The 11410-nt window shown below is 65.7% G+C and carries 8 protein-coding genes; 1 reads left to right on the top strand and 7 read right to left on the bottom strand.

All coding sequences use genetic code 11. The annotated features are described in order from the left end of the window. Positions 1 to 826 precede the first annotated feature (826 nt). The gene (locus VF329_08370) at positions 827 to 2062 is read right to left on the bottom strand and encodes a glycosyltransferase (GenBank protein ID HEX7081012.1); all 1236 of its coding nucleotides are present in this window, start codon (positions 2060 to 2062) and stop codon (positions 827 to 829) included. A 284-nt stretch (positions 2063 to 2346) separates the two neighbouring features. On the opposite strand from VF329_08370, the gene VF329_08365 reads away from it, so the two are divergent. Further along, entirely contained in the window at positions 2347 to 3342 is a 996-nt protein-coding gene (locus tag VF329_08365; protein HEX7081011.1) for an integron integrase, read from the top strand. 118 nt (positions 3343 to 3460) lie between these two features. Here VF329_08365 and glmS read toward each other — a convergent pair whose 3' ends face one another. The 6 genes from glmS to atpA form a co-directional block, all read right to left on the bottom strand. Continuing rightward, complete coding sequence (glmS, locus tag VF329_08360) at positions 3461 to 5293, bottom strand: glutamine--fructose-6-phosphate transaminase (isomerizing) (protein ID HEX7081010.1); 1833 nt, start codon at positions 5291 to 5293, stop codon at positions 3461 to 3463. A gap of 33 nt (positions 5294 to 5326) precedes the next feature. Next, on the bottom strand, positions 5327 to 6742 hold the full coding sequence (gene glmU / locus VF329_08355; GenBank protein ID HEX7081009.1) for a bifunctional UDP-N-acetylglucosamine diphosphorylase/glucosamine-1-phosphate N-acetyltransferase GlmU: 1416 nt from the start codon (positions 6740 to 6742) through the stop codon (positions 5327 to 5329). Between the two features lie 309 nt (positions 6743 to 7051). After that, on the bottom strand, positions 7052 to 7471 hold the full coding sequence (locus VF329_08350; GenBank protein ID HEX7081008.1) for a F0F1 ATP synthase subunit epsilon: 420 nt from the start codon (positions 7469 to 7471) through the stop codon (positions 7052 to 7054). 13 nt (positions 7472 to 7484) lie between these two features. Then, the gene (atpD, locus tag VF329_08345) at positions 7485 to 8900 is read right to left on the bottom strand and encodes a F0F1 ATP synthase subunit beta (GenBank protein ID HEX7081007.1); all 1416 of its coding nucleotides are present in this window, start codon (positions 8898 to 8900) and stop codon (positions 7485 to 7487) included. 14 nt (positions 8901 to 8914) lie between these two features. Beyond that, positions 8915 to 9781, bottom strand: coding sequence for a F0F1 ATP synthase subunit gamma (atpG, locus tag VF329_08340; GenBank protein ID HEX7081006.1), 867 nt, complete (start codon positions 9779 to 9781; stop codon positions 8915 to 8917). 83 nt (positions 9782 to 9864) lie between these two features. Further along, complete coding sequence (gene atpA / locus VF329_08335; GenBank protein ID HEX7081005.1) at positions 9865 to 11409, bottom strand: F0F1 ATP synthase subunit alpha; 1545 nt, start codon at positions 11407 to 11409, stop codon at positions 9865 to 9867. Between the last annotated feature and the right edge of the window lies 1 nt (position 11410).

The raw sequence follows: 11410 nt of genomic DNA, 5'->3' as shown, positions 1-11410 counted from the left end.
AAAAGCAGCGGACGAACCCGACCGCACAAAGATGGTAGCGATGGCGGGAAAAATGCCGACAATCACGACGGCGAGCCACACGTCGACCTTGGAGCGAAACGCTACTGTGCTCACGAGCTAACGTCTCCAGGGCGTATAACGCTAAAGCTCAGCGGCGCGACTACTCGGCGCGATTCTTGCCCCGGCAAGAATCGTGACGAGTAGTTGCGTCCGTCTGCAGCGCATTGTTAGGCGGCCGGCGACCACCGTGCCGAAGCTGCCAGGAACGAAACATTCGACTTTGCCGCTGTGGCCGATCCCCCATTTGAACGAAGGGTGACCTGCTGCTCGAAGCCGAATCGCTTCGATGGCTTGCCTCTGCCCCAAGCGGCGCTTACGAATTTCGCCCGACCGCCAATGCACTGATGACGGATGCGCTTTGCCACCCATGCTCGCATCTCTGGACACGTTTCTCCTCGGCAGCTGCGACGCTCGGAGCGCCGCGACCGAAGTCCGCCTCTCCGACTGGCACTTCGTCGACTAAAGCCTCGCCCTCCAACTGCCGCAACCTATCAGAACTCCCCATGCTACGGCCATTGCGTGCGCTTCAAGTCTGCCACTCGAAGTGGCGAAGGCAAACCTGGCATTCGAATGACCGCGGAGGATCGCGGTGAGGTTCCTGATGCTGACGATGCTCTCCTCGCTCGACCGAAGGAACCTCTCCACTGCACTGGCGCTCGCTCGATTCCGGCGGCCTAACGCTCAGATCAGCGGCATGGCAAAAGCGGCGCGGCCCTTGCGCATGCAAGGGGCGTGACGCTTTTGACATGTCCGCTGCATCTGAATGTTAGGCCTCTTCGAGAACGCGCGCGATGCCTTCAACGGCGTTGCGCACCCCATCTTCCTGAGAAATGACCGCAGCCAGCTTCTTGGCGCGGTCCCGGACGTCATCACGCTCTGCATACGAAATTGCATCAGCAAGGACCGCGGCATCGATCCTAGTATGCTCCACATACGCTGGGGCGATACCTGCACAGGCCAACCTATGAGCCCAGAAGAACTGATCGCCGGCAAACGGAATCACGATCGAAGGCACACCTGCTTGTGCAGCGGAATGTGATGTACCGGCGCCTCCATGATGAATCACCATAGACATCCGTGGGAAAAGCCAGGCATGCGACGTCTCTCCTACCGTGAAGAAGTTGGATGGTAGTTCCGTAGATACAATACCGCTCCAGCCAGGATAGAAGATTGCCCTTCGACCAGCTACAGCATCAATGACCACCGCAAGGAGCCTCCCTTTGTCAAACCCGCCCATGCTTCCGAACCCTATGTATATCGGCGGGGGACCATCAGCAATGAACTCAGCGAGATCGTCCTGAGGCGTCCACAGGCCCTCCGGGATACGCCATGCCCCACAGATCTGCCACTCAGCTGGCCAATCCTTTGGCTGCGGCACCAAATACCGCGAAACTCCATACATGACCGGATATCGCCGCCACATAGCACGACGGTTTGGCTGGCTGGCAATCTTGCGGCGCGCCTCATTCAAACTTCTGCGAAAGTGTCGCCACAGTAATCGGTTCACAGCGTGGTGACTGGCTAGGTTGAGCCACCCTGGCATCCGCCAAGGTCTGAGCAGGGGTGAGGCGAACTCTCTCGTTGGCGATATCGGCCAAAGGCCCAGCCCGATAGCCGGAATGTTCAGGCACTCTCCAACCGAGAGGCCGATATAGCTCGCAATTCCCGAAAAGAGAATGGCATCCGATGATCGCGCGTCCTTCAGAACGCACTCCATCCAAGCAGCCGTATTGGCGTTGGCGATCCGCGCAACGGCACGAGTCATCCGTTGAACTCCACCACCATCTTTCATCAGCCTTGAGAGCGCCGCATCCGGATCAGCTGCCTCCCGCATGTCTCCTGCCAGAGGCGTAGCCGCCACACCGAGAAGCTTTGCCGTCGAGAGCGTCGAACGATCAGCGAATAGATGAACGCTGTGACCGATCGCTATCAGCCCTCGGCACAACGCCACTATCGGTCGCGTATCTCCTTCGGTGCCGTACGTAACGACGGTGAAGCGCATGTCTATGAAGGCCTAACATTAAGTGGACAGCGAGACACCGTGTTTAAACACGGTATCTTTCCATCTAATCCACGGTCCGCTATTTCGCATAATATTAACGCCAGCGCGGAACCAACGCTGCTCGCTTCGAACTCCCCTTTGAAACAAGACGTTAGATCAACTTAGTTCGATCGTCCAGGCATTTCCCGGCAAATATATCGACGAACTCCGCAATAAGACACGGCGCGTCTGCTGCCCCCGCGGGCCACAATCGGGCTCATCGTCAACGCACGTGAAGGCGGATGATGAGCGAGTCAAAACGGCGATCTCCGTTCCTGGATCAAGTGCGGGCCGCCATTCGCGTACGTCACTACAGTCCACGAACCGAGAAGAGCTACATCGACTGGATCGTCCGCTACATCCGCTTCCATGGAATGCGCCATCCCAGAGACCTCGGGGAGCCGGAGGTCGCGGCCTTCCTTTCGCACTTGGCGATTCAGCGCGAGGTGACTTCCAGCACGCAAAATCAGGCGCTGAGCGCCCTCGTCTTTCTCTACCGAGCCGTGCTCGAGCGCCCCCTCGGGGGCATTCCCGGCATTGTGCGCGCAAAGCAGCCGCAACGGTTGCCCGTGGTCCTCACACAGCAAGAAGTCGCGCGCCTGCTCCGCTGCCTCGACACACCCTACTGGCTCCCCGCGTGTCTCATGTACGGATCCGGGCTGCGCCTTATGGAAGCCGTGCGGTTGCGCGTCAAGGACGTCGATTTCGATCATCGCGCGATCGTGGTCCGCGACGGCAAGGGCGGCAAGGATCGCGTCGTGACGCTACCGGACGAGTTGATCGAAGCGCTGCGCCGGCAAATCGAAGGCGTCAAGCTCGTGCACGGTAAGGACCTGGCTGACGGCTTTGGAGAAGTCGCGCTGCCCCGCGCCCTCGCGGTCAAATATCCGAATGCCGGACGGATGCTCGCTTGGCAGTACGTCTTTCCGGCCCGGACGCGCAGCGTCGATCCGCGCTCGGGCGTAACGCGCCGGCATCACATCGACGCGAGCGCCGTGCAGAGGGCCGTAAAGCATGCCATTCGGAAAGCGGGCATCGAGAAGCCCGCAAGCTGCCACACGTTGCGGCACTCGTTTGCGACCCATCTGCTCGAGCGCGGCATGGACATCCGCACGGTGCAGGAGCAGCTGGGTCACGAGGACGTGCGAACGACGCAGATCTACACCCATGTGCTGAAACGGGGCGGATCGGCGGTACTGAGCCCGCTTGGCCAGGTGCTAGGCTTGTCGAAGAAAGATTGAGGCGACGCGCATCGGCCCGACGGCTGAACGCGTTCGCTGCAAGCGGCGGCGTCAATCCGGGCGGAGGCGGCCCAACCCCTCGACTTTCGGACAAGGGCTTGCTGGCTGGTGCAATCCCTTACTCCACCGTCACCGACTTCGCCAAATTCCGCGGCTGATCCACATCGGTCCCCTTCAGCACGGCAACGTGATACGCGAGGAGCTGCATCGGCACGGTGTAGAGCACGGGCGCTTGAAGCCGTTCGGCGCGGACCGGCAGCCGCATGATGTGCGTGCTTTCGTCTTCGGCCAGCTCGATCTCCGGATCGGCGAAGACGTAGAGCTGCCCGCCGCGCGCCCTGACTTCCTGAAGGTTCGACTTCAGCTTCTCGAGCAGCTCGTTGTTCGGCGCGACGGCGATCACCGGCATCTCGTCGTCGACGAGCGCGAGCGGGCCGTGCTTCAGCTCGCCGGCGGCATACGCCTCGGCATGAATGTACGAGATTTCCTTGAGCTTCAGCGCGCCCTCCATCGCGACGGGATTCAGCGCGCCGCGGCCGAGGAACAGGGCGTGCTGCTTGTCGACGAAGGACTCGGCGAGCGCGGCGATCGGCCCGTCGAGCGCGAGCGTCCGCTCGACCAGCGCCGGAAGCTCCTCGAGCTGCTTCACGAGCGCGGCCTCGCGCTCGCTATCGAGGCCGTTGCGCTTGCCGAGCGCGATCGCGAGGAGGGCGAGCCCCGCGAGCTGCGTCGTGAACGCCTTCGTCGACGCGACGCCGATTTCGGGGCCGGCACGCGTCATCAGCACGAGATCGGATTCCCGGACGAGCGAGCTTTCCGGAACGTTGCAGATCGCGAGCGTGCCGAGGTAGCCGAGCTCCTGCGCCATCCGGAGCGCGGCGAGCGTGTCGGCGGTCTCGCCGGACTGCGAGATCGTGACGAACAACGTCTCCGTGGGCACGACGGGCCGGCGATACCGGTACTCGCTCGCGATCTCCACGCTGCAAGGCAGCCGCGTCAGCTCCTCGATCCAGTAACGCGCGATCATGCCCGCGTGGTAGCTCGTGCCGCAGGCGACGATGTGCACGCCGCGCACGGCATTTAGCACTTCGGCGGCCTCGAGGCCGAAGATCGCGTCGAGGACGCGCCCGCGGCTCATGCGCTCCTCGAGCGTGTTCGCGATCGCCGCCGGCTGCTCGTGAATCTCCTTCTGCATGAAATGCCGGAACCGTCCGCGCTCGACGGAGTCGGGCGTGAGATCGCTGTCGACGACCGGACGCTCGACGCGCTCGCCCGAGCGGTCGTAGATCTCGTAGCTCGTGCGCCGGATCACCGCGACGTCGCCTTCCTGGAGATAGACGAAGCGGCGGGTAACCGGCAGCAAGGCCGCGACGTCGGACGCAACGAAGTTCTCGTCGATGCCGAGGCCGATCACGACCGGGCAGCCGGCGCGCGCGGTCACGAGGCAATCCGGGTCGCGCGCGCTCATCACGACGAGCGCGTACGCGCCGTCGAGCTCGGCGACGGTGCGGCGCACGGCTTCGAGAAGATTGCCGGCGTCGGCCAGATGGTGGCGGACGCGATGCACGACGACCTCGGTATCGGTCTGCGACGTGAACTCGAAGCCGGCCGAGAGGAGCTCGGCCCTGAGCGCATCGTGGTTCTCGACGATGCCGTTGTGCACGACGGCGACATCGGAGCCCGAGATGTGCGGGTGCGCGTTGGCCTCGCTCGGCACGCCGTGCGTCGCCCAGCGGGTATGCGCGATACCGACGAAGGCGCGGAGCGGCTCGCGCTCGAGCGCCTCCCGCAGCGCCTCGACCTTCCCGAGCCGGCGCACGCGCCTGAGCTCGCGGCCCTCGACGACGGCGAGACCTGCCGAGTCGTAGCCGCGATACTCGAGCCGCTTGAGCCCCTCCATCAAGATCGGCGTCACGTTGCGTTCCGCAATCGCACCGACGATTCCGCACATGGCCGTTAGGACTCCTCCCGTCCGCGGCGCCGCTCAATCGCGGCGGCCGTTCTTCTCGCTTTCCGCTTCCTTCTCCGCGTGCGGATCCTTCTTGCGGGGACGCTTCCACCCCTGCACGGTGACCTGCTGCGAGCGTGCGAGCGTGAGCTCGCCCGGCGGGGCGTCCTTCGTGATCGTAGAGCCGGCGCCGATCGTCGCGTCCTCGCCGACGCAGACCGGCGCGACGAGCATGACGCCCGAGCCGATGAACGCGCGATCGCCGATCACGGTGCGGTGCTTTGCGGCGCCGTCGTAGTTGCAGGTGATCGTTCCGGCGCCGACGTTGACGGCGCTGCCGAGCGTCGTGTCCCCGATGTAGGTCAAATGATTGACCTTCGTCCCCTGATCGGCGCGGCTGTTCTTCACCTCGACGAAATTCCCGATCTTCACGCGATCCGCGAACGACGTGCCGGGCCGGATGCGGGCGAACGGTCCGATCTCGCAACGCGCGCCCGTTTCGAGCCCCTGCACGACGGTGTGCGGATGGACGAGCGATCCCGCGCCGATCGTCGCGTCGACAATCACGCTGTAGGCGCCGATGCGGGCGCCGTCCCCGAGCCGCACCCGCCCTTCGAACACGGCGCCGACGTCGATGAACACGTCGCGCCCGACCTCGAGCGTGCCGCGCACGTCGATCCGGTCGGGATCGGCGATCGTCGCGCCTTGCTCGAGGAGCGCACGCGCAATGCGGCGCTGGATCGCGCGCTCGGCGGCCGCGAGCTGCGCTTTGTCGTTCACGCCGAGGACCTCCGCGGCCTCCTCGACCGGGATGCCGGCGACGGTCCGGCCTTCGGCGACGGCCGCGGCGACGACGTCGGTCAGGTAGTACTCGCGCTGCGTGTTGTGGTTGCCGACACCGGCAAGCCATCGGCGCAGGTCCGCGGCGCCTGCCGCGAGCAGGCCGGTGTTGATTTCCCGTACGTCGCGCTCGCCGCCTGCGGCTTCCGCTTCCTCGACGATCCGCACGACCCGGCCTTCCGGATCACGCAGCACTCGGCCGTAGCCGGAGGGATCCTCGACCTGCGCGGTCAAGAAGGCCAGCCCCACGCCTTCGCGAAGGGCCGCATCGAGCCGGTTCAAGGTCGCCACGCCGACGAGCGGGACGTCGCCGCACAGCACGAGCACGACGTGATCGTCGGGGACCGCGGGCAGGGCCTGCGCGGCCGCGTGGCCGGTGCCGAGCTGCTCCGCCTGGAGACACCAGCGGAGGTCCGCATCCGCGAAGGCCTCGCGGACCTGCTCGCCGCCGTGGCCGTAAACGACGTAGATCGCCGCGGGGCCGAGAGCCCGCGCGGTGTCGAGCACGTGCGCGAGGAGGGGCCGGCCGGCGAGCGGCTGCAGCACCTTCGGCACGTCCGAATACATGCGCTTGCCCTGGCCCGCGGCCAGGACGATGACGGATACCGGCAACGAAGAATCCTCGACGAGTTAGTAGGGGCCGTTCCGCAGTCCGGGAACCTCCAATACTTCCCTGTCCGCCGCCCCGGCGCGCTCCTCGAAGGAACGTTCCGGAATGCACAATCTAAGGGTTATCCGGGATGCGACGCTAGGCCCGTAGGGGATGATACCGTCGCCGGGAAGCGACGCCGCCTAGCGGGTCACACGGCCGGGGCACGGGAGGCGGCGCAGCGGCGACCGCGGGAGACGTGCCGGCCGCCGAGGCACGCGCGCCGCCTGCGGGCGCGAGCCGGCCCGGCCGCGGCGTCGCGCCGCGCCGCGTCAGCTCGAGCGCTTGCCCTTCAGCTTCTGCGCGGCGCGGTAGCGGGCCTCGGCTTCGACCATCTCGCGCTGCGCCTGCTCGAGGTCGATCTCGCCCGTGCGGCCCTCGAGCGCCTGCCGCGCCCGCTCCCGGGCCTCGAGCGCCGCGGCCTCGTCGAGGTCCTCGGCCCGAAGGGCGCTGTCGGCGAGGACGGTCACGAGATGCGGCTGCACCTCGAGCACGCCGCCGGTGACGTAGAAGAATTTCTCCTCGCCTTCGCCGGTCTGCACGCGCACCTCGCCCGGCCTCAAGTCCGTCAACAGCGGCGCATGCCGGGGTGCGATCCCGACGTCGCCCATCTTGGCCGGCGCGAAGACCATTCGCGCCTCCCCGGAGTAGATCGCGCCCTCGGCGCTGACGATGTCGACGTGAATGGTCATGTGCTCGGGGCTCCTACGCCAGCGTCTTCGCGCGCTCCTCGGCTTCCTCGATCGTGCCGACCATGTAGAAGGCCTGCTCCGGCAGATGATCGTACTCGCCTTCGACGATCGCCTTGAAGCCGCGGATCGTATCCTTGAGCGGCACGTACTTGCCGGGCTGGCCGGTGAAGGTCTCGGCGACCGAGAACGGCTGCGACAGGAAGCGCTGGATCTTACGCGCGCGCTGCACGGTGAGCTTGTCGTCCTCGGAAAGCTCGTCCATGCCGAGGATCGCGATGATGTCCTGAAGCTCCTTGTAGCGCTGCAGCACGGCCTGCGCGCCGCGCGCCGTATCGTAGTGCTCTTGTCCGATCACGTTCGGGTCGAGGAGACGGCTCGTGGAGTCGAGCGGATCCACGGCCGGATAAATGCCAAGCTCGGCGATCTGCCGCGACAGCACGAGCGTCGCGTCGAGGTGCGCGAACGTCGTCGCCGGCGACGGGTCGGTCAGGTCGTCGGCGGGCACGTACACAGCCTGGAACGACGTGATCGAGCCCTTCTTCGTGGACGTGATGCGCTCCTGCAGCACGCCCATCTCCTCGGCCAAGGTCGGCTGATAGCCGACGGCGGACGGCATGCGGCCGAGAAGCGCCGAGACCTCCGTGCCGGCGAGGGTGTAACGATAGATGTTGTCGATGAACATCAGCACGTCGCGGCCCTCGTCGCGGAAGTACTCCGCCATCGTGAGGCCCGTGAGCGCGACGCGGAGCCGATTGCCCGGCGGCTCGTTCATCTGGCCGAACACGAGCGCGACCTTGTCGAGGACGCCCGCCTCCGTCATCTCGTGATAGAAGTCGTTGCCCTCGCGCGTGCGCTCGCCGACGCCCGCGAACACCGAGTAGCCGCCGTGCTCCTTCGCGATGTTGTTGATCAGCTCGAGCAGCGTGACGGTCTTGCCGACGCCGGCGCCGCCGAAGAGGCCGACCTTGCCGCCCTTCGCGATCGGCATGATCAGGTCGATGACCTTGATGCCGGTCTCGAGCAGCTCGGTCGTCGGCGCCTGCTCCTCGTAGCTCGGCGCCTCGCGGTGGATCGGCCAGCGCTCGTCGGCGTTGATCGGACCCTTGCCGTCGATCGACTCGCCGAGCACGTCCATGATGCGGCCGAGCGTCGGCGCGCCGACCGGCACCGAGATCGGCTCGCCGGTATTGGTCACGGCGAGCCCGCGGCGCAGCCCCTCGCTCGAGCCCATCGCGATGCAGCGGACGATGCCGTCGCCGAGCTGCTGCTGGACCTCGAGCGTCAGGTGGCGGTCGTCGAGCTTCAGCGCATCGTAGACCTTCGGGATCGAGTCGCGCGGGAATTCGACGTCGACGACGGCGCCGATCACCTGAACGATCGTGCCCTTTCCGGTTGCCGTGCTGGGCTGGGTTGCCGCAATAGCGCTCATCTCGAAACTTCCCTTTACTGTGAAACCGCTGCGGCGCCGCCGACGATCTCCGCGATCTCCTGCGTGATCGCGGCCTGGCGCGCCTTGTTGTATGCGAGCTGGAGCTGATCGATGAACTTCCCGGCGTTCTCCGTCGCCGCCTTCATCGCGACCATCTTCGCGGCCATCTCGCAGGCGACGTTCTCGACCGCCGCGCGGTAGACCTGCGACTCGATGTAGCGCGTGAGCACCCCGTCGAGGAGCTCGGCCGCGTTCGGCTCGTAGATGTAGTCCCAATGCTGCTGGAGAGAATCGGCATCCACCGGCTCGACCGGCAGCAGCGTCGTGATCTCCGGCCGCTGCGTCATCGTGTTGACGAACACGTTGTGGACGAGGAATAGGCGGTCGATCTGCCCCTGCTGATACGCGACGGTCATCGCCGTGATCGCGCCGATCAGATCCGCGACGCGCGGCACCTCGCCGAGGTGACTCGTGGCGGCGACGATGTTCGTCTGCAGCCGTCGGAAGAACGCGATGCCCTTCGCTCCGATGATGCAAAGATCGGCCTCGATCCCCTCGCGCTGCCACTTGCGAAGGTCGTTCACGATCACGCGGAACTCGTTGACGTTCAACGAGCCGGCGAGCCCGCGGTCCGTGCTGATGATGATGTAGCCGACGCGCTTGACGTCGCGGGTCACGAGGTAAGGGTGGCGGTAGTCCGGGTTCGCCTGGGACAGGTGCCCGATCACGGTGCGGATGTGCTCCGCGTAGGGGCGGGAGGCTTCCATGCGCTGCTGGGTGCGGCGCAGCTTCGAAGCCGCCACCATCTCCATGGCCTTCGTGATCTTCTGCGTGTTCTTCACGCTCGCGATCTTCGTGCGGATTTCCTTACCGCTCGCCATCTCGTTTCACCTTAAAAAAGGGTGTCTGACACCTTTTTTTGCCGACGCTACGGAAAAGGTGTCTGACACCTTTTATTTCTCGCTCAGTACGTGCCGGTGGTCTTGAAGCCTTCGACGACCCGGCGGAGCTCGGCCTCGATCTCGTCGTCGTAGTCGCCGGACTGGTTGATCCGGTCGAGCAGCGGCTTTGCGTTCGCGCGCGCGTAGGCGTGGAGCCCGGCCTCGAACGTCACGACCTTGCTCACCGGGATGTCGTCGAGGTAGCCGTTGTTCACGGCGAAGAGCGACAGCGCCATCTCGGCGACCGACAGCGGCGAATACTGCTTCTGTTTCATCAGCTCGGTGACGCGCTGGCCGCGCTCGAGCTGGCGGCGCGTGGCGGCGTCGAGGTCCGACGCGAACTGCGCGAAGGCCGCGAGCTCGCGGTACTGCGCGAGCGCGAGGCGCACACCGCCGCCGAGCTTCTTGATGATCTTCGTCTGCGCGGCGCCGCCGACGCGCGACACGGAGAGACCCGCGTTGATGGCCGGCCGGATGCCCGCGTTGAAGAGGTCCGTCTCGAGATAGATCTGGCCGTCGGTGATCGAGATCACGTTCGTCGGCACGAACGCCGAGACGTCGCCCGCCTGCGTCTCGATGATCGGCAGCGCCGTCAGCGACCCGGTCTTGCCCTTGACCTTGCCGTTCGTGACACGCTCGACATAGGCGGCGTTCACGCGCGACGCGCGCTCGAGCAGCCGCGAGTGCAGGTAGAAGACGTCGCCCGGATAGGCTTCGCGGCCGGGCGGACGGCGCAGAAGCAGTGACACCTGCCGGTACGCCCAGGCCTGCTTCGTCAGGTCGTCGTAGATGATCAGCGCGTCCTCGCCGCGGTCGCGGAAGTACTCGCCCATAGAGCAGCCGGCATACGGCGCGATGTACTGCATCGCCGCCGACTCGGACGCGCTCGCCGCGACGACGATCGTGTGCTCCATCGCGCCGTGCTCCTCGAGCTTGCGCACGACGTTCGCAACCGTGGAGTTCTTCTGCCCGATCGCGACATAGATGCACTTGATGCCGGTGCCGCGCTGATTGATCACGGTGTCGATCGCGACGGCGCTCTTGCCGGTCTGGCGGTCGCCGATGATCAGCTCGCGCTGGCCGCGGCCGATCGGCACCATCGAGTCGATGGACTTGAGGCCGGTTTGCACCGGCTGGCTCACGGACTGGCGCTCGATGACGCCCGGCGCAACCTTCTCGATCGGCGACGTCTCGGTGGCCGCGATCGGGCCCTTGCCGTCGATCGGGTTGCCGAGCGCGTCGACGACCCGCCCGAGGAGCGCCTCGCCGACGGGCACCTCGAGGATGCGCCCGGTGGTCTTGACCGTGTCGCCTTCCGAGATGTGCGTGTAGTCGCCCAGGACCACGGCGCCGACCGAGTCCTGCTCGAGGTTCAGCGCGAGCCCGACGCTCCCGCCGGGAAACTCGAGCATCTCGCCGTACTGCACGTCGGCGAGGCCGTGGATGCGCACGATGCCGTCGGTGAGCGCGATGATCGTGCCGACGTCGCGGGCTTCCGCGGTCGCCTCGAAATTCTGGATTCGCTGCCGGATGAGATCGCTGATCTCGGAAGCCTTGAGTGCTGCCATG

Source organism: Gammaproteobacteria bacterium (assembly GCA_036381015.1).
Classification (GTDB): Bacteria; Pseudomonadota; Gammaproteobacteria; order Steroidobacterales; family Rariloculaceae; genus ZC4RG20.
Note: the sequence above shows the minus strand (reverse complement) of the source record. Positions and strands in the feature narration are given on the sequence as shown.

What these genes read in the sequence shown, in the direction of transcription:
- VF329_08365 (HEX7081011.1), top strand. Translation starts at nt 2,347, where the DNA reads ATGAGCGAGTCAAAACGGCGATCTCCGTTCCTGGATCAAGTGCGGGCC.
- atpA (HEX7081005.1), bottom strand. Translation starts at nt 11,409, where the DNA reads ATGGCAGCACTCAAGGCTTCCGAGATCAGCGATCTCATCCGGCAGCGA.
- VF329_08350 (HEX7081008.1), bottom strand. Translation starts at nt 7,471, where the DNA reads ATGACCATTCACGTCGACATCGTCAGCGCCGAGGGCGCGATCTACTCC.
- atpD (HEX7081007.1), bottom strand. Translation starts at nt 8,900, where the DNA reads ATGAGCGCTATTGCGGCAACCCAGCCCAGCACGGCAACCGGAAAGGGC.
- glmS (HEX7081010.1), bottom strand. Translation starts at nt 5,293, where the DNA reads ATGTGCGGAATCGTCGGTGCGATTGCGGAACGCAACGTGACGCCGATC.
- atpG (HEX7081006.1), bottom strand. Translation starts at nt 9,781, where the DNA reads ATGGCGAGCGGTAAGGAAATCCGCACGAAGATCGCGAGCGTGAAGAAC.
- VF329_08370 (HEX7081012.1), bottom strand. Translation starts at nt 2,062, where the DNA reads ATGCGCTTCACCGTCGTTACGTACGGCACCGAAGGAGATACGCGACCG.